17 protein-coding genes and 3 pseudogenes are annotated in these 17,972 nt (G+C 33.2%); 12 read left to right on the top strand and 8 right to left on the bottom strand.

What is annotated here, in order from left to right:
- Window positions 1-202: 202 nt before the first annotated feature.
- Window positions 203-1,180: a quinone oxidoreductase family protein gene (locus tag WBM_RS03785; protein ID WP_011256827.1), complete on the bottom strand. Its 978-nt coding sequence runs from the start codon at window positions 1,178-1,180 to the stop codon at window positions 203-205.
- A gap of 1,086 nt (window positions 1,181-2,266) precedes the next feature.
- Here WBM_RS03785 and WBM_RS03800 point away from each other — a divergent pair.
- Window positions 2,267-3,202, top strand: a pseudogene (locus WBM_RS03800) (Rpn family recombination-promoting nuclease/putative transposase).
- 261 nt (window positions 3,203-3,463) lie between these two features.
- Here WBM_RS03800 and WBM_RS03805 read toward each other — a convergent pair.
- The 4 genes from WBM_RS03805 to WBM_RS03820 form a co-directional block, all read right to left on the bottom strand.
- On the bottom strand, window positions 3,464-4,927 hold the full coding sequence (locus WBM_RS03805; RefSeq protein ID WP_041571489.1) for a leucyl aminopeptidase: 1,464 nt from the start codon (window positions 4,925-4,927) through the stop codon (window positions 3,464-3,466).
- Between the two features lie 61 nt (window positions 4,928-4,988).
- Window positions 4,989-5,639, bottom strand: a complete 651-nt coding sequence (locus WBM_RS03810) for a protocatechuate 3,4-dioxygenase (protein WP_011256829.1) — start codon at window positions 5,637-5,639, stop codon at window positions 4,989-4,991.
- Window positions 5,640-6,176: 537 nt separating this feature from the next.
- Window positions 6,177-6,305 carry a type B 50S ribosomal protein L36 gene (gene ykgO / locus WBM_RS03815; RefSeq protein ID WP_011256830.1) on the bottom strand — a complete coding sequence of 43 codons (129 nt, stop codon included), beginning with the start codon at window positions 6,303-6,305 and terminating at the stop codon, window positions 6,177-6,179.
- Window positions 6,306-6,372: 67 nt separating this feature from the next.
- Complete coding sequence (locus WBM_RS03820; RefSeq protein ID WP_011256831.1) at window positions 6,373-7,191, bottom strand: pyruvate, water dikinase regulatory protein; 819 nt, start codon at window positions 7,189-7,191, stop codon at window positions 6,373-6,375.
- A 633-nt stretch (window positions 7,192-7,824) separates the two neighbouring features.
- On the opposite strand from WBM_RS03820, the gene ccmC reads away from it, so the two are divergent.
- The 4 genes and pseudogenes from ccmC to WBM_RS06980 all read left to right on the top strand — a co-directional run.
- Window positions 7,825-8,535 carry a heme ABC transporter permease CcmC gene (gene ccmC / locus WBM_RS03825; protein WP_011256832.1) on the top strand — a complete coding sequence of 237 codons (711 nt, stop codon included), beginning with the start codon at window positions 7,825-7,827 and terminating at the stop codon, window positions 8,533-8,535.
- An 80-nt stretch (window positions 8,536-8,615) separates the two neighbouring features.
- Window positions 8,616-8,852 (top strand): hypothetical protein, encoded by a 237-nt coding sequence (locus WBM_RS05935; protein ID WP_179943605.1) that lies wholly within the window; start codon window positions 8,616-8,618, stop codon window positions 8,850-8,852.
- A 186-nt stretch (window positions 8,853-9,038) separates the two neighbouring features.
- A pseudogene (locus WBM_RS06540) lies at window positions 9,039-9,149 on the top strand (IS5 family transposase); the annotation flags it as partial.
- Between the two features lie 166 nt (window positions 9,150-9,315).
- Window positions 9,316-9,501 (top strand): annotated as a pseudogene (locus WBM_RS06980) (GrpB family protein); the annotation flags it as partial.
- A gap of 113 nt (window positions 9,502-9,614) precedes the next feature.
- Here the strand turns inward: WBM_RS06980 and WBM_RS03835 are convergent.
- Window positions 9,615-11,663 carry an ATP-dependent DNA helicase RecG gene (locus WBM_RS03835; protein ID WP_011256833.1) on the bottom strand — a complete coding sequence of 683 codons (2,049 nt, stop codon included), beginning with the start codon at window positions 11,661-11,663 and terminating at the stop codon, window positions 9,615-9,617.
- 287 nt (window positions 11,664-11,950) lie between these two features.
- On the opposite strand from WBM_RS03835, the gene WBM_RS03840 reads away from it, so the two are divergent.
- Window positions 11,951-12,424, top strand: coding sequence for a hypothetical protein (locus WBM_RS03840; protein WP_050707676.1), 474 nt, complete (start codon window positions 11,951-11,953; stop codon window positions 12,422-12,424).
- 193 nt (window positions 12,425-12,617) lie between these two features.
- Entirely contained in the window at window positions 12,618-12,779 is a 162-nt protein-coding gene (locus WBM_RS05825) for a hypothetical protein (RefSeq protein ID WP_158676304.1), read from the top strand.
- Window positions 12,780-12,785: 6 nt separating this feature from the next.
- Here the strand turns inward: WBM_RS05825 and miaA are convergent, their stop codons facing one another.
- Window positions 12,786-13,679, bottom strand: coding sequence for a tRNA (adenosine(37)-N6)-dimethylallyltransferase MiaA (miaA, locus tag WBM_RS03845; protein WP_011256834.1), 894 nt, complete (start codon window positions 13,677-13,679; stop codon window positions 12,786-12,788).
- A gap of 75 nt (window positions 13,680-13,754) precedes the next feature.
- On the opposite strand from miaA, the gene WBM_RS03850 reads away from it, so the two are divergent.
- From WBM_RS03850 to WBM_RS03870, 5 genes are all read left to right on the top strand, one after another.
- The gene (locus WBM_RS03850) at window positions 13,755-14,225 is read left to right on the top strand and encodes a hypothetical protein (RefSeq protein WP_011256835.1); all 471 of its coding nucleotides are present in this window, start codon (window positions 13,755-13,757) and stop codon (window positions 14,223-14,225) included.
- A 115-nt stretch (window positions 14,226-14,340) separates the two neighbouring features.
- Entirely contained in the window at window positions 14,341-14,967 is a 627-nt protein-coding gene (locus WBM_RS03855; protein WP_011256836.1) for an L-threonylcarbamoyladenylate synthase, read from the top strand.
- On the top strand, window positions 14,945-15,781 hold the full coding sequence (locus tag WBM_RS03860) for a DNA polymerase III subunit delta' (protein WP_011256837.1): 837 nt from the start codon (window positions 14,945-14,947) through the stop codon (window positions 15,779-15,781). Before WBM_RS03855 ends, WBM_RS03860 begins: the two co-directional genes overlap by 23 nt.
- Window positions 15,782-16,381: 600 nt before the next feature.
- Window positions 16,382-16,636, top strand: a complete 255-nt coding sequence (locus WBM_RS06545; RefSeq protein ID WP_011256838.1) for a hypothetical protein — start codon at window positions 16,382-16,384, stop codon at window positions 16,634-16,636.
- Window positions 16,637-16,683: 47 nt separating this feature from the next.
- A complete protein-coding gene (locus WBM_RS03870; protein ID WP_011256839.1) occupies window positions 16,684-17,352 on the top strand; it encodes a conjugal transfer protein TraJ in 669 nt (222 codons plus the stop codon).
- A gap of 5 nt (window positions 17,353-17,357) precedes the next feature.
- Here WBM_RS03870 and WBM_RS03875 read toward each other — a convergent pair whose 3' ends face one another.
- The gene (locus WBM_RS03875; RefSeq protein WP_011256840.1) at window positions 17,358-17,969 is read right to left on the bottom strand and encodes a ribonuclease HII; all 612 of its coding nucleotides are present in this window, start codon (window positions 17,967-17,969) and stop codon (window positions 17,358-17,360) included.
- Between the last annotated feature and the right edge of the window lie 3 nt (window positions 17,970-17,972).

A 17,972-nucleotide genomic window follows, 5' to 3' on the forward strand; every position in this document is an offset into this window, starting at 1 on the left:
ACTATGAATCACGCTTATTAAGTGTTATCAAAAAACGTCAACATTATAAAATGGGTGGTGAATAACTGGCCACTACAGGTTTTCCTTTGCCTTTTTTTATTTAGTAAAATTTCTTAATATTTATAGCTAAAGATTATAATAAAGATATTGTGATGGCATGACAAGAAAATCTAGTCCGTGTTAGTTATAAAATTTAATTTACTTAGAAAACTTTTATAATATTTAACCCACTTACTTTCCTGTTTTCCATATCGTGATGAGCCTTGATTATTTCATCAAATTTATATTTTTTGTTAATCCTTACAGTTAAAAGTTTTTTCTTTACCATCTCAAAGATTTCCATTGCAGTGAGAACTAATGCGAATCTGTCACGCTTGTAATGATATATTGAGGTTCCTGTGGCAAATAAAGAACGTGAACTAAGTAAAGAAAAACTAACCGGAGCAATACCTGATATCTGCCCATAGGAAACATATATACCAAATTTACTCAGAGATTCAAAAGAAAGCCTGCTTGTAGAATAGCCTATCGGATCATACACTGCACCTACTCCTCTGTTTTGTGTAATTTCCATAATTTTAGAAACAAAGTTTTTATCATTATAATTTATTGCATATGTACAGCCATTCTGTAAAGCTACTTCCATTTTTTTGTCAGAACTTACAGAGCCTATAACTACACCCTTTTTATCCTTTGCCCATTGGCATATTATCTGTCCTAAACCGCCATTAGCCCCGTGAACTAGCACAAAAGCGCCAGGCTTTATTTTATAAGATTGATTAATCAAATAGTGAGCCGTCATGCCTTTAAACAGCACCGCAGCTACAACTTCATCTGGTATTTCATCTGGAATTTTTACCAGATATTTCTGGTGTATGACACGTTTTTCACAATATGCTCCAGGTGGTGCCGTACAATATCCAACTCTATCTCCAATCTGTAAACTATCATCTATTTTTTTACCAAGCTTTTCAATAACTCCTACTGCTTCCACTCCAAGCACTGATGGTAAACCTTTAATTTTGCGAACGCCTTTTCTATGCTCCAAGTCATAACGATTTAAGCCTATAGCTGTGTGACGTATTAAAACTTCCTCGCCTTTTGGCTCACCTATACTCTTATCTATAAACTCTAATACTTCTGGTCCTCCAGTTTTTTTAATTTGTACAGCTCCAACCATGATGAATATAAGATAAAAACTTTAATTATGTTACCTAACAACTAACCTCTTGCAAAACTATTTAGAGACTATACTGTAGGATGTATTAATAGTGAGATAAGTTATGACAAATAAAAATTTTTATTATACTCTGTGCAGAGTATCAAATAGCGTAAACAATGATTGTAATTTAAGTGCAACTAATATAATAGAAAAAATGAGAGAAAAGTTAAAAGAGGAGACCAATCGACCTGAACTAGAAGCAAAAAAACTCCGTAGTACCTGGAAAGAAATCTTAATATTGATCACAAATTCAATATAGAAACAGAACTTTGTCATAAATCAAGCAGTTTGCTTGAACAGCTATGGGTTACACTAGCACCTATTCTAAATTCTTCTTTTTGCTAAATGTGGCCAAAGCTTTAACAGAAGCAGGAGTTAACATACAAAATAGAAAAAAATATCTATATGCCTGTGCTTGGTTCGGTTCCACAGACTTATTGGCAGTTTTTCTAAAAGCAGAAGCAAGTAATGGCCAAATGAAGACTGTTGTGAAGAACCACTTTAGATCGTCCTGTTTGCTTATACAATAAAAATAAGTCAATCTAATATGGAATTTGCTGTAGGCTCTTAATTGAGCATGCATTAGAAAAAAATCCTAATGCAAAAATACCGGATCCTATAAAAAAAACGAAGAATCAGTTGAATATTGGAACGTTTGTAAAGCAAACAACGAAGAACGGAATTTGATTGATTTAACGCTAAATACTAAATACATGTAATCAGTCCACAAAAAGTAAATAAGAACTCTTATTCAATTTAATAGTAAATGATATTGGAGTTTAGAAAGTTAAACTCCAGTATAAAGACAGCATTCGTTTGAGAATCAAGATAAAACTTATTATTTTTAATATAAAAGTAAAAATAATAATAATCTCCTCATAACAGTAACTAATGCAATTTTAGCAGTTTTGTCAGAGTTAACCAGACACTGATAAAATGCTTTCATTTTTTTCTGCAACACATAGCAACAAGACAAAATGTAAAAAAGTTGAATATTTATGTAGAGCAGCGTATAATCATTAATATTCTCTAAGTGCTTTGACTATGGCTTTTTCTAAATTTTTAGATCCTAAGTTAAACTTGACATTCAAAAAAATCTTCGGCACTGAAAAAAATAAGAATATCCTTATTTACTTTTTTAATGATGTCTTAGGCTTTACTGGTATTAATACCATACAGAAGTTGAGTTCCTTAGCATTTTATTATGAATCATGAGATCGCTTCTGATAAACAGAGTACCGTTGATGTTTTCTATGTAAGAATTTTCACGGTAACAGATACATTGCAGAAACACATCTCGTTAGAGACAAAGGCTTTTAAAAACGTACTCAACTTTATGCTGTTAAAGTTTACTCAAAGCAATCTGGTAATTATTTGGATTTTAAGGAAGTATTCTTTATTGTTATTTCCAATAATATTCTATTTCCTAAAGAGATTGATTATATTTCCACCCATAATATACATGACATAAAAATCAATGGATATTACTTAAAAGACTTTTAATTTGTCTTTATTAATTTGCCTAAATTTACAAAAGATAAAGATAAGGTAGAACAACTAGAGACTACAATAGAGCGTTAGTATTTTTTCTTTACGCATGCAGAGGAAACAACTGATAAAGATTTAAGAAAAATAGCAGAAAAATTACCAATAATAAAATTAGCATATAATGAATTAGAAAAATTTTATTGGGATGAGAAAGACCTAGTAGCACGTGAAGAAAAGGTAATGGATTTACAGAAAGAAGCTGCTATTTTAGAACAAAAACCCGATGATGCTACTGAAAAAGGCAAAAAAAATCGGCAGAGACGAAGGCACCCAAATCGGACATCAAAAAGGGCAAAGCAGAGGGCGAAAAAACAGGCCAAAATAGCTGTGGCTCAAAATTTACTTAAGGCTGGTGCCTCCATAGAGGTTATAGTTAAAATTACTAGCTTTTCGGTAGATGACATTAAAAAACCCCAAGAGGGAATTACTTAAGATGGTTTCTTTGATTGTTCAAGGCTTTTTTTAATTCGTCATACTTTTCACCTATTTGCCTAATCCATTAGGAGTTACATCCAATCTACTTCTTTTGAGCAAGATCACTGAAATGACACCATTTATTGTGTACATTACCTTAATAAAAGCAAATGTTCATACAGTTATATAACACAGCCATAGATTACATGAACAACCAACTCTAACTTCCTCTTTTTGCTGAATATAGTGAAAACTTTTAAAACTTCAGTGTGAAAATCTTTAATCACTCGTTTCGTAGTACTTCTCAACCAATTTATTGAGTAATCTTACGCCAAAGCCCACTGCTCCTTTTGGAGAAATATCAGTGCCTTTTTCGTGCCAAGCTGTACCTGCAATATCTAAATGTGCCCAGCAAGTATCATTTACAAAACGCTGTAAAAATTGTGCAGCCATTATGCTATCTCCACCAGAACCTGTAGGAGCTATGTTTTGCACATCAGCAATCGGCGAATCGATAATTTTATCGTAAGTTTCATTCATAGGAAAACGCCATAACTTCTCATTTGCTTCATTTCCTGCCTCAACGAGACGATTTGCTAATTCATCATTGTTGGAAAAAAGACCAGCATATTCATTATTCCCAAGTGCAACTACTATAGCACCAGTTAAAGTTGCAAGATCAATCATAAATTCAGGCGCAAATCTGTCCTGCGTATACCATAAAGCGTCTGCAAGTACGAGCCTTCCTTCTGCATCAGTGTTTAACACTTCTATTGTCTGTCCAGACATTGAAGTTACTACATCGCTCGGCCTTTGAGCATTACCATCTATTGCATTTTCTGCAAGTGCAACCACACCGACTGCATTTATCCTCGCTTTTCGCCCAGCTAGAGTGCGCATCACTCCAACCACAGCAGCAGAGCCCGCCATGTCATACTTCATTGACTCCATACCACGTGAAGGTTTAAGCGATACTCCACCAGTATCAAATGTTATACCTTTACCCACAAAAGCTATCGGTTTTTGTTCTTTAGAAGCTCCATTCCATCTTATTACTACCAACTTAGGCTCTTTACTACTTCCTTGTGCTACTCCAAGCAAAGCTCCCATTTTCTTCTTTTCCATCTGCTTTTTATCAAGCACTTCAATTTCAAGACCAAATTTAGTAAGTTCGCTTTTTATACAGTCAGCATAGGACTCTGGGTACAAAACGTTAGGTGGTTCAGTGATGAAAGTACGCGCAAGAAATATGCCTTCACCTTCTTGTCTTAAATGCTCAAACGATTTTTCAGCATCGTTTAACTGCTCATCTTTTGCTAGTACCATAATCTCCTCTACTTCTGTAATTTCTTCATCCTTCTTAGTTTTATACTTATCAAACTTAAAACTACGTAGGAATGCACCATATGCAATATTTTCTGCACTGCCTTCAATTGAAACCGTTGCTTGTTTAATCTTTAATCTGCCTAGCTCACAATATATTTTACCGCCAACACTTAATTCCTTATTTTCATTCCATTCATCTCTCTTACCAAGCCCAACAATTATAACATTCTTACCATCTGATAAAGTAACAGAAAAAAATTCACCAAAGCCTCCATTGAAGTGACTAAATTTCTTGATGCTATTTATAATCTGCTTGTCTTGCAGAACCTTGCCATTACTTACGAGCTCACCATCTTCAAATAAACCTACCACTAGTGTTTCAAAATCAGGTAAAACTTTAGAAATTGTTATTTTCATCATTCATAGCTCCATACTTAATCAGGGTAATATTTACCAGAACGGCCGAAAAATACAAGTTTTATTTCTTACCAGAAAACTTATTATATCCGCTCAAGGTAATGTTAAACGTATAGGTTTTAATGGCCCGGTTGTTATAACCAAATGGTGCTATCAGAAGGCTTGCAAGCCCACTGTCGATAAAACTTTCAAGAACAGAATCAGCACAGTTGTCGCAATTATGGTCAGCAAAAAACATTTGTGTTGCGAATTCTGGAAAATCTGGATGTTGAACCAAAAAGTTGATGTGTGGAGCCCTATCACCAATTTTACCAGGTGCTACTGTAATAAAATTATAATACCCAAGGTTATTCACTATAAACCTGCCTGATCCAGCAAAATTTGGATCAAGTTGATTACCTTCCATATTCTCATCATAATGGTTCACGCCACATGAATTCGCGTGCCATATAGAAACTACAGCATTTTGTATTGGCAAACAGTTTATATCAGTAATCCTACCTACTATATTTATCAATTCCCCTGTTGCACTACTTAGGGAACCAGGCTTTCTTCTTAAATTATTTGAAGAGTTAAAAATTTTTGGCCTCGCATCAAGATCATATACTCCCGGAGTTTCAATACAGTTGAGCAAAATAGGATCAGCTGCAAACAACGGTAAACTGAGTACAGCTTGTGCTAAAAAAGCTAATAAGATACTTCTTATATTCATTTTACTTACAACGCCTTCTCTTGGATTATAGCAATTTTTTCTCTTTTTTTAAAGATGTTACTATTCTATATCAAGAACAACCATGAATTCATTAGGATTTACATAATCCAAAGCACCTTTTGCTTATTTATCAAGCAAATCTAAGCCTTTTTCATATAAGCCAAATACTTCGTTACTCAACATCTCTTTCTTAAAAAAGAGATATTCTTTAACAAAAATTTATTGTACCCTACCTCTTTTTTTTAATTTATTAATACCAATAAGCCATGTCTACCTGTGATTGTACTGATACTAAAATATAGTGCAAGAGAAGAAATGAGTAAAGCTACACTTAAATACAGTAACCTTTTCTTTTTTTGAGGCATACTTCTACACATAAGAAATTGAGAAACACATAACACGAAAAAGGTGAACAAAAAACTAAACCTCCTTCAGGACTCTTTTATAATACCTTTCCAAACCAAGCACTTACACTAGAAAGCACACTAACACCCATATGTAGTATTGTACTTTCCCCTTGCCTCAAGACAACCAACCTTAAGAGCCCTGGCGTGTTTTGCACCTTGGCTTTATTTCATTTATAATATAAATCCTACCGCCCCTTTTTACAACTTTACAATTTTTATCTCTGTTGCGGTGGGATTTTAATGACCCTTTGACTTTCATATCCATTTCAGCACTAAATAACTAATATTATAGTCATCTATAAAAAGTTAGTCAATTGATAAATTACCTACATCCTATTAAAATATTGTATAATTGTTGCTGATACTTCCTCGATTGACTTTTGTGTTACATCAATAATTGGCCAATTATTTTGTTTAAAGAGCTCCTCTGCTTTTTTAATTTCCTTCTCTACTTTCTTAGGATCAGCATATATACTATTATCTTCGTTATTAATTGAAGTAAGCCTATTTTTCCGTATTTCGACTAGCCTATTTACATCTATTGTTAACCCTATTGTTAGTTTGTCTTTTAATTTTGCTAAGTCAAAGTAAAAGGGTATCTCACCAACAAAAGGAATATTTGCAACCTTATAGCCACGATAAGCTAAATACATACTAGTAGGAGATTTTGATGTGCGTGAAACTCCAATCAAGATTATGTCTGATTTATCAATATCTTGAATATTTTGTCCATCATCATGATTAATAGTGTAGTTTATCGCCTCGATGCGCTGAAAATATTCATTATTTATCTCAGTATGCAAGTCGAACTTTTCGTCTTTTTCAATCTCAAGATAGGATGAAATTTCCCTCATAATATGTGATAATATCGCTCTATAGGGAATTTTCAATTTTACACAGTTATCTTTTAGATATTTTCTTAGCTTATCATTAGTAATAGTACATATAACAAAGTTATGCTCATTACTTTTCTTATTAATTTCCTCCAAAATTTTATCAATTTGTTCTTCTTCTTTCACAAAAGACCAAACATATTCGACTGTTTCTATAGAACGAAAGTGTTTCAGAGCTGATTTTGCAACTGATATGACAGTTTCACCGCTTGAGTCGGATACTAAGTGTAGATTGAGCTTTTTAAGAGTCATATTTTTACAGCATCATGTTAAATAATAGTATAGACCTAAGCAACCTACTACTAAAATTACACAAACATATAAAAACAGAGAGTCAAACTAAAAACTGCTTGACAAACTTTGCCAGTTCCCTTATTGTAACATTGAAGCTATTTATTTATCTTTAGTCTATGCAAATTAAATGATAAAAAAACTCAATGTACTTGGTGCTTCATATTTAATTTTTTGCACTATATGCACCGCATGTCTTTATAACTTTTCAAGGTTTTTACTTAATATAAGTTGAAATACGCTTATTAAAGCATTCAATACAGTAAAAAAACGTCAATTTAAAAAATAGATAGTGAATAACTAGCTAACAGTTTTCTTGCCTTTCTTTTGCTTAGTAAGTTTCTTAAATATTTGTAGCTGAAGTAATTTAGGAGTAACCCAAAATAGTATCATTTCAGCGTATGACATCGTAATCCAGATCGGACACTAAGTTGTAACGTAAAAGTAGCTAATCTCATGTTAAAATACAATTTTTAACGGGATTGCGTGAAAGTTGATTGTGCTAATTTGCTGGCCCACATAAACATAGACACTATCCTGTTGATAAAGCTCAAGCTAACTGATAAATTCTTAACACAACTATTCTTGAAGTAAATGTTTTTATTAAAGCCCAAAAATTTCTTTTACTTTGCTAAGAAAGCTTTGCCTTGGCTTGGGGTTATTTGTTTTGCATGTTTTTTAGCCGGAATGTTTTTAGCCTTATTCTTCTCTCCAGAGGATTATAAACAAGGAGAAATTGTACGCATTATGTATCTTCATGTGCCTTCTGCATGGTTTTCTCTCGGAACATATGGATTAATTGCACTACTCAGTTTCATTTCCTTAGTGTGGAGTAATAGCATTGCCAGCGTTTTGGCACACGCTGCTGCTCCTGTAGGGGTGGTCTTCTCTGCAATATGTTTAATCACAGGCAGCATCTGGGGAAAAGGAACCTGGGGTACTTGGTGGGTATGGGATGCAAGGCTCACTTCAATGTTGATTTTATTTTTTCTATACGTTGGATACCTTTCATTGTGGAATGCTTTTGACAATGAAGAAAGAGCCAAAAAATCAGCAGCAGTATTTGCCATCTTTAGTGCTATAAATATCCCTATAGTAAAATTCTCTGTGAATCTGTGGGCTACTCTCCACCAGCCAGCAAGTATTCTCAGAAAAGGTGGAATAGCAATAGAAGGTTCTCTACTGTTGCCATTAATTGCAATGTTTATATTTTGTACCACATTTTTTTTAGTAGTGTGGGCATTGTATTCACTTTACCTGATTAATTTGTATAAGATAAAGAGAGAGATTAGTGTACGTTATTAAACCTACTACAAATGTACATATATAACACTTTCCTTGTGTCATTACCTGACTCAGACAGCTTTATGTAAACACTTTTTTCATTGAAAAATTCAGAAAAATGTTGTACTGTTGTTACAGTATTAGACTTCAGTAAAACTTATGGCAGATTCAGAATTTACATAGCACTCAACCCAAAAATCTCACATCACCTTACTAGACTAGCTGAATTTACTAAGGAAGCTGTTCAAGAGTTGGCAAAAAGGTTAATCACAGAAGGAATCGAATGTAAAATAGAGGGAGATTACATTAGCCGATGTTATTATAAGAAGAGGATATAAATTAGAGCACAGTGCTATCTGAAAGAGCGAGGATATGAACTAAAATATAACATTATCTACTCAAAAAACTTTACTGAAATAGATTTTCTAAATCTTCCAAAAATAACAAGATCAAGAATTACAAAGGTGATAAATGATCGACTCACAACTGATCCAATTAAATTCAGCAAACTATTACGTAGTAGGTTAAAAGAGAATAGAAGATTATCAAAGGAATATAATTTACTTATAATATCTAATGAAAATTTAATATACCTGGCTATAGCTAGGGTTATGATAAAGAGGTGCTTTCCTTAGTTCACTAATTTGTGAACAATTTCTAAGATACATAGATTTGATTTTTTTTGGGATATTAGCATGATACAAATTCGAGAGTATGTAAATACTGGCTTATTCAGTTTAAGGAAGAAAAAAGTAGAATTTTATCTAAATTCATATCGTTGCTTAGAACAGTAAACATCATAAAGGCTATCTGTTATTACATGATTACTTAAGAGAAAATTGTAGAAAAGCAAAAGAATACTCTGAACTAAAGTACAAATTAAGTAAAACCTTCGTTGAAAATAGAGAGGCATACACAGAGGACAAGGCAGGTTTTATAAAAGCCCTATTAATTCAGGCAGAAAGATGGAAGAATTTGAAGGAATAATTATACGTAAGACTTTGAACAATGAAAATGGTGTGAATCTGTTCTTGATCGAACACAAAAAAATCTTCGATATAAATAATAGTCCTTTATGCTATCAACAACACTACACCCTTTCACTGAAACTTTGAAAAATGTAATCTACTTCTATATTCAAATATATCAAGCAGTAATTCAAAAGACTTATTCTCAGCAATTGCACTTTTTGTATTATTGTATGCAAGGTTGAGCAGTTCTCTGTCCTTGTATAAATCAGCAAACTTAAATTCCATGCATCCTGATTGTTTTAGGCCTAGTATATCTCCACTGCCTCTTAGCATCATGTCCTTTTCAGCAATGTAAAATCCATCCTGTGACTCGCACATGATTTTTAATTTTGAAAATGAGCTTTTACTTATGTTATTATATAATAATACACAAAAAGACGGCTTATTTCCTCGCCCTACTCTGCCTCTTAACTGATGTAATTGCGATAGTCCAAATTGCTCTGCATTTTCTATAATCATAATGGTTGCGTCTGGTACGTCTATACCAACCTCTATTACAGTAGTTGCAACGAGAAGAGGAAACTCATTCCTTTTGAAGGAAAACATAACTTGATCTTTTTGAACTTGAGTTAATTTTCCATGTATTATCCCAACTTTATTAAAAAATGTCTTTTGTAATTCCTGAAAGCGCATTTCCGCTGCAGCAATATTTAGCCCTTCATTTCCTCCTATACATGGACAAATCCAATACGCTTTTTCGCCTCTGTTTATAGCACTTTTTAGTTTTTCAATAACTTCTACTAATTTTTTAATGTTCATAGCTACAGTTTTTATTGGTAGCCTGGATTTTGGTTTTTCTCTCAGAATTGAACATTCAACATCACCATATATAGCTTGTTGCAAAGTTCTTGGGATTGGAGTTGCCGTAACAAAAAGTATATCAGCATTTTCTCCTTTACCCACCAAGCAGTTTCTCTGTATCACTCCAAATCGCTGTTGTTCGTCTATAACTGCAAGCCCTAAATTTTTAAATGTAACATTAGCCTGAAATAGTGCATGAGTACCGATTATTATTTTTAAAATACCACTTGCAAGTTCGTTTGTAATAATCTTTCTTTCCTTACGTGTGGTTTTACCAGTAAGCAAAGCAATTTTTATATCGGTATAAGACAATGCCTCCTCGATCCAGTTATAGTGTTGCTCCGCCAAGATAGTAGTTGGTGCCATCAAAGCTGCTTGCATGTTATTTTCTATCACATTTAGCATCGCAAAAAGTGCAACTACAGTTTTGCCACTACCAACATCACCTTGCAGTAAACTTACCATGCGGCATTTGGATTTTTGCCTCTCTGAAATTTCATCTATTGCACGAATTTGATCATTTGTTAATTGAAATGACAATTCATTTAAAACTTGTTCTTTATACTTGTTGGATATTGTAAATTCTCGTCCCCTTTTTCTTACATGATTTTCTCTTGCAAGCTTCAGCGCCATCTGGTATGCAAACAATTCATCATAAGCAAGCCTTCTCCTGCAAATTTCCGCTTCTGCCAATGAGTTCGGTCTATGCAGCTTTATGATGCTTTCCTTCCAACTTAGCCATTTGTTTTGTTTAATTAATGTATCACCTATCCATTCTGGTAAGTCAGGCAATTCTTTTAGATTGGAGTTTATTATGTTCCTAATGCTCTTGTTAGTAATACCACGACATAATTGATAAACTGGTTCTACGCGAGCTATTTCTTCAAACTGATTGGTGTCAAGCAACACGTAATCTGGGTGGGTAACTTGCCAATGCTCAGCAAATTTTTCGAGTTTACCGCTGATGATTACATTGGCTCCAATTGGAAATAATTTATATAAATACTTAATTGAGTAATTAAAAAAAACTATAAATATATACTGACTTTTACTTTCAACGACTATCTTATATGGTCTACCTCTAAAAGTAGGAGGCTGATGCTCATAGATTTTCGCGATAAAAGTTGTAAGTTCCCCAACTCGAGCATCAAGTAGTGACTTACTTCTATCTACATAACTGAGTGGTCTATAAAACAGTAGGTCCATCACTTTGTTCCCACCACAAAGTTTAGATAGTATTCCAAAATGGAATTTAGATATACCTTTCAGATTGCTGTTTAGAAAAGTCAGCACATCTGGTTGCTCGTTGAGATTCATACTGTGTAAAACTGTTTATTAATCTTCTTAAAGTCCTGTCACCCTGTAGTCAAGCTATGCATTGTTTTCTGTCATAAAGTCTATACTAGATAGATCTATTAAATTACTAATAATTTTTATATATTATTGTACTATTATTAGTATATATTAAGATATTAATAATAAACAACCCTACGCCAGATGAAAAGGAAAATCCAGTAGTTACTCTAAAAGCTCAGGCAGAAAAACTTGATTTCAATAAGTTAAGAGTTCCAAAAGGTAATAAAGGAGCAAATTCTGGTGCAATTATGTATGCCGATTTTCGAAAAATGAGATTTGCTATTAATGGCAAAAGTATAGACGGAACTTTAATTGCTACATTAATAAACGGAGCTAAGCAATGTAAATTTGGTAAAGTTTGGAATGACCACCGTGAAGATAAAAAAGTTCCTGACCATAAAAAAACTGATCAATATTTTGAAAGTTTTTACAATATAGGTATAAAATATACTAACCTATTGCCAAAAGAAGATAAAAATAAGAATTACCGTACGTTTGTAAAGGAAATTTTAAAAAAAATGTTTAAAGATGTTGGAGCAAAAGCGCCAAGCGATCATATTCCGGAGGAACTAATCACTAATTATAATCAAGCAGGGTATGAATTTATATGTGCGCCATTTATTTGTGAACTCTCTAATAAGTATGGATTACATATGGATGTTAATAGTAGTAATGTTAATAGAAGAGTACTGATTGATCGTGAAAAAATTCAAATTCTGTAAGAGTTAAATGTAACGCTTCAACAATACCTATAGAAGTGCCAGGGAAAAAAATAGGACAACATATAATATATCGTCCTCAGTAGGATTTACACTTGAATCTCAAGATGGGAAAGACAGTGTGACATAACAAAGATGGTAAATTATCTCCCACTGCCCTAAGAGACTGAAGGATTATAATATAGATAATAAAAGCTTGTTTGATATCACGAAAGAATGTTTCCAGAAATTGTGTGAAAAGCTTGGATTCTTTAAAAACAAAATAGAGCACGGGTTAGGCAATCCGCTAGAAGTGAACAGTTGTGTAAAAAACCCAGATGTAGATCCTTTTAACAATGAATGTGAGACTTTACCTTGATAATAATCAAAATATCTCAAACTCTATCAACTTGTTTGCACAGTCAATTACTTCAGAATTTGGGAATTGATTTTTAAACCAGGTGTACTGACGTTTTGCGTAATGCCTTGTGTTTGTTTGAGCGATTTGTATTGCCTCACTTAAAGTAATCTTACCTTTCAAGTACTTTATGATTTCTGGCACTCCGTGCGCTCTCATAGCTGGCAAGTGTGGAGCTAGGTTCATGTTAAGTAGTTTTTTTACTTCGTCAACTGCCCCACTTTCAATCATTGTAACAAAACGGGAATTTATTTTTCGGTATACATCCTCACGTTTAGGCAAAATCGTATATATCTTAAAATTATCGAATAAAGGGAGCTGCCTACTTTCTTGCCATACGAAAATTGACTTGCCAGTTGCAGTAATAACTTCAAGTGCCCTTGAAAGGCGATGTAAGTCATTTGTGGATATTTTACCTTGAATTTTTGAGTCTTTGCTTAGTACTAATTTGTAGAACTCCTCTTTACTTAGATTTTTCCTGAGTTCACTTACATTTTTTCTTATTTCCTCGCTTACTTTTGGTATTGGCGATAAGCTATTGATTAAACTGCTGATATAAAGCCCACTTCCTCCAGTGATGATAGGCATTCGTGCATTTTCTAATGCGTGATCAACTTCCCCTTTTAGGTCTTCTAACCATAAACCCACAGAATAATTTTCTTTTGCTGGAACACAACCATATAGTCTATAAAATTCTTCTTGCTTTGGTGGCTGAGCAGTAATTATGGGAATTTCTTTGTACACCTGCTTTGAATCACAGTTTACTATACTGATATTTCCATACTTTTTTATCAGGTTATCACATAATTCTGATTTACCTGAAGCTGTGATTCCTGTAATAATTATTATGTTATCTCTCATTCGTATTAATTTAATTAATGTATGATAGGGTGTAGTAAAAATTTGGATTCCACAATCTAAAATTTGGAGATTTTTATGGTAGAAAACAACGACGATAATTTGTTTATTAAGCGTTTTGCAAACAGAACCTCTAGCAGTATAGGAGGAAGTTTTTCTAGTAAATATTCATCTCAAAACACCAAAGCACGTGCACTAGAAGAGAGAGGAAAAATTTCTCAGTTAGCAAGCAAAAAAACTGAACCGAAAGAAGCTTTTTCTGAGAGTGGTAGCATAAAAGGCAAAAGCAGAACTGTCAATGAAAGATCTTTTGCTGATGCAACAAGAAGAAGTAGGTCAGATCTCATATATTTAGTCCGTGGTAAAGACCGCGGAAGATCAGCATGGCACTATGTATTAGTTGATAAAGATAAGAGAGAAATGTTTCTTGCAAAAAGTAGAACTGGTTCTATGGATGTTGCAGACTATGGAGAGGTCTTATATTCAGGATGGGGAGAAGATCCATCACAAGAAATAGTTGATAAAATCAATGAAGAATTTGGGATCTAGCAAATCTGCGGTAAACTTATAATATTCACAACAACTAGAAAGTGCTGGTAAAGTTCAATATAGTAGCTATTCAACTGCTTATGAAAAGGCCTATCTGATTACTACGTTTAGCTATATGGTATCTGAAATAATAAATGCAATACAGAACAATTTGCTAGTGTGTTTTCCAACAGAGACAGTGTATGCTCTTGCTTGTAATGCACTAGATGATGGAGCTATCGAGAAAATATATCAGGTAAAGAAACGTTCTCAAGATAAGCCACTGTCTATATTTGTTAGTGATGTTTGCAGTCTGGTAAAAATAGCAAGGCTAGAGGAAAAATATATTGACTTAATAAATCACTTTTCTCCCGGACCAATTACCTATATTTTACCGCTTAAAAATAACAATATGTTACCAAATAGATTTTTTAAAGGTAGTATAGGCATAAGAATACCTGATCATCCTATTGCAATTTCAATATTAAATAGGTTGAAAATTCCAATAGTTGCAACTAGTATAAATGTTTCGGGAGAAAAAAGTGTGTGCAAGGCAAGCGATATACCTCAATCTATTAAGCAACATTTATCTGCAGTGATTGAAGGTGATGAACTAGTTTCTGGTATAGAATCTACTATTACTGACTTAACTGGGAATAGGATTAAGTTTTTAAGAGAAGGTATAATTTCATTGCAAGTGGTAAATAATATGCTTTTGACTGAGATTTATAGGAAAAAGAATGAAAAAATTAATAGGTCATGATCAAGCAAAAAGAAAACTAATGGACAACTTGTCTGTTCAATCTTGGTTAATCTGCGGTAAAAAAGGTATAGGAAAAGCAACCCTTACAAAATTCTTTTCCAATTGGCTTCTTGTAAAAAACTGTGATGAAGTAGCATTGGACTTACACATTGTTGAAGGTGATACCATTGGAGTAGAAAGAGTGAGAGAGATGAAAAACTTTCTGCACTTAAGTCCTATTCAATCAGAATACAAGATAGCTATAATAGATAGCTTAGAAGCAATGACGAATAACGCTAGAAATGCAATATTAAAAGTATTAGAAGAACCGCCAAAAAACTCCAAGATATTTATAATTAGCCATAGGCCGTACAATATACAAACCACTATTCAATGCAGGTGCTTTCAGCTAAATTTACTATCATTAACTTATGATGAAACGAAGCAAGTTGTTTCATCTCAGTGTGAATTGGACGATAGCACATTTGATGAAGTCATTACTTTATTTCCTGGAATGCCAGGAATGATAATAAACGCAATAAGTAGTGATACCTATGACTCATACAAGTGCTTTTATAAATTCCTTCATAACTTAAAGAATCCTGATATGATTAATAAAGTAATTAATAGCGAAGTTGAACTGGAACTAGCATCATATATAATTCAGGCCTTCATTTTAGAAAGCATAAAGAGAAAGGCTAATAATATTGAAATCCTACTTAGCCAATGGAGAAAAATAGATGAACTTTTTTCTGCTGCTGGGCAATTTCACCTAGATAAAAAGCATGTTTTAGCTAACGCAGTTAATATCGTAGCATCAGTTTACAAAGTATAATGCTTTCAACATCAATTTGTGCTAAAATTCTGTTAGCTTGACATTTGAAGTACGTGGTTTGACTGATAGTAAATTAACTGTGTGGTAATCGATAGAAGTTTTAACAAAAGCATATTGAGCATGCAGAAAGAACTAAACTTAACTAAAAATACAGCTCCAGGCCAGAATGCAACCTTAAGAAAGGGAAAGAGTTATTGAATGGTATTTATGAAGCAAATTTTGAGCTAAACAATGCAATCAATATAGCTACTTTGCCCAAAAATTGGCTATCACACGTTTAATGGTGAGTTAGTTGTACAGCAATCATATTACGAAAGAGGAGGTATAAAAATTCCTAGAGATTTTCATTACCTTAAAGTCGTTAAATTAAATGACGGTGATTATAAATTAACGTTTTGTAATATTTTAGGTAATGAGTCTTTTTGAATATAAAAAATATGATCCACAATATTCTAGCGTTTTAGGATGAATATAAGTTTGCGGATTTTAGTAACGTGAAAAAGACTTATGGTCTAAACTTAAGGAATATGTCGTTCACGCACCTAAGTTTTTTACTGTGGAATAAGCTGTTTAGCCCGAGTCTCAAATCATGCAATCGATTTGTTTGGGCTAATTAAAGGTGGTAGAAGTAGAAAGGTGAGAACTAACGTTGATGAATTTAGTTATTTTAATGACCAAGATAAATTACATCATTATAATTATCACAAAAGTGTAGAAAGTAACACTCATAATCCTAAAAATTTCAGTGTAAAAATGATAAATATGGATATGAGTAAAATCGACAAATTCTATCCTACTGCGGAACAAGGTGATATAATCATTCACCCTGTTTTAGAAAATTTAAATATATTTTAAAATTTTTAGGATTTATTATTGTTATAATAATTCTAGGGCCTTATATTATGGAAGACAAGCTGCTTGAATCAGTAAAAAACAAGAGTTATTTCAATAAAGCAATTGAATGGTACTGTTATAGATATCTGTTTTGTGTAGCAGAAAGGTCTTGGATGGCATTGATAGTATCATGTCTCCTAGTGTGCCTGTGCCTGTTACTATTAAATATATACTTATTGTTTCCTATTAAAAAAGATTTAAACTTCGTGAAGTATGTAAGTCACACAGAGGATGAGTTTTCTGTAATACGTAAGCTTAGTTTTAAAAAAGATGAAGATGAATACACTTCTGCAGCAAGGTACTTAATGAGCAAATATGTTGAAATGCATGAATCTAATAAAGTTGTCGAACCAGGGTACCAGAAAAATTTCATAAAAAATAACTCTACACATAAAATCTATCAAGGTTTTCAGGAGAAAATGAACGATGAGGTTGGTGATTTGCCTTCATCTAAAAGAAAAATTTCCAACATAAATGTAGTAAAATTGTCCATTGACCGATCAATCAAGGATCTAGTCACATTTGTTGGAAATGCTACTGTAATTTCTACAACTGAGCAAAATAAGGAAATGAAGGATCAGACTATTGAGATTAGCTTTACTTTGTCAAATATAAAAGCAACTCTAGCTGGTATAATACCATTCAAATTTATTGTTAATGGTTATGAATATAAGTAATCGCGTTAAAGTAGTGCCCGTTTAGTGGAGTTTAAAATGGGTGCAAAGCTTTTTCTATGATGTTCTGTAACACCATAGAGGTTTATGGCATCTATGTGCCCTTTTGTTCCATATCCTTTATTCTTATACCAGTTATATTCTGGATATTGATTATGCAATTCTTGCATTAGTTGATCTCTTGCAACTTTTGCAACGATTGAAGCTGCTGCAACTGATACGCTTAAACTATCGCCTTTTACTATGGACTTTACTTGCCATTTTACTTTAGGTGGCTGATTACCATCAACTAGCACATAATCTAACTCTATACCTAAGTTTACCAACGCACGTTCCATTGAAAGTTTCGTTGCTTGCAAAATGTTATATGAATTTATTTCTGCTACGCTTGCCATTCCTATACCAAATTTTGCAACGGATATTATTTTTTCATATAGAACTTGCCTATTTTTAGCAGTCAATTTTTTCGAGTCGTTAATTCCTTCAATGATTATATTTCTATTAGTAAACACTACAGCCGCAGACATTACTGGACCAGCTAGTGGACCCCTTCCAACTTCGTCTACTCCTGCTATCACTCCTGATAATTTATTTTCTAATGTAAAATCTGGATATGCCATAAG

It is taken from the genome of Wolbachia endosymbiont strain TRS of Brugia malayi (assembly GCF_000008385.1).
In the GTDB taxonomy this organism is placed as follows: domain Bacteria; phylum Pseudomonadota; class Alphaproteobacteria; order Rickettsiales; family Anaplasmataceae; genus Wolbachia.

Coding starts and splice junctions, on each gene's coding strand:
- WBM_RS03805 (WP_041571489.1), bottom strand. CDS start 4,927: ATGAAAATAACAATTTCTAAAGTTTTACCTGATTTTGAAACACTAGTG.
- WBM_RS03850 (WP_011256835.1), top strand. CDS start 13,755: ATGGTAGAAAACAACGACGATAATTTGTTTATTAAGCGTTTTGCAAAC.
- WBM_RS03860 (WP_011256837.1), top strand. CDS start 14,945: ATGAAAAAATTAATAGGTCATGATCAAGCAAAAAGAAAACTAATGGAC.
- ykgO (WP_011256830.1), bottom strand. CDS start 6,305: ATGAAAGTCAAAGGGTCATTAAAATCCCACCGCAACAGAGATAAAAAT.
- WBM_RS03785 (WP_011256827.1), bottom strand. CDS start 1,180: ATGGTTGGAGCTGTACAAATTAAAAAAACTGGAGGACCAGAAGTATTA.
- WBM_RS03840 (WP_050707676.1), top strand. CDS start 11,951: ATGTATGCCGATTTTCGAAAAATGAGATTTGCTATTAATGGCAAAAGT.
- WBM_RS03835 (WP_011256833.1), bottom strand. CDS start 11,663: ATGAATCTCAACGAGCAACCAGATGTGCTGACTTTTCTAAACAGCAAT.
- WBM_RS03855 (WP_011256836.1), top strand. CDS start 14,341: ATGGTATCTGAAATAATAAATGCAATACAGAACAATTTGCTAGTGTGT.
- WBM_RS03875 (WP_011256840.1), bottom strand. CDS start 17,969: ATGGCATATCCAGATTTTACATTAGAAAATAAATTATCAGGAGTGATA.
- WBM_RS03810 (WP_011256829.1), bottom strand. CDS start 5,639: ATGAATATAAGAAGTATCTTATTAGCTTTTTTAGCACAAGCTGTACTC.
- ccmC (WP_011256832.1), top strand. CDS start 7,825: ATGTTTTTATTAAAGCCCAAAAATTTCTTTTACTTTGCTAAGAAAGCT.
- WBM_RS03870 (WP_011256839.1), top strand. CDS start 16,684: ATGGAAGACAAGCTGCTTGAATCAGTAAAAAACAAGAGTTATTTCAAT.
- WBM_RS03820 (WP_011256831.1), bottom strand. CDS start 7,191: ATGACTCTTAAAAAGCTCAATCTACACTTAGTATCCGACTCAAGCGGT.
- miaA (WP_011256834.1), bottom strand. CDS start 13,679: ATGAGAGATAACATAATAATTATTACAGGAATCACAGCTTCAGGTAAA.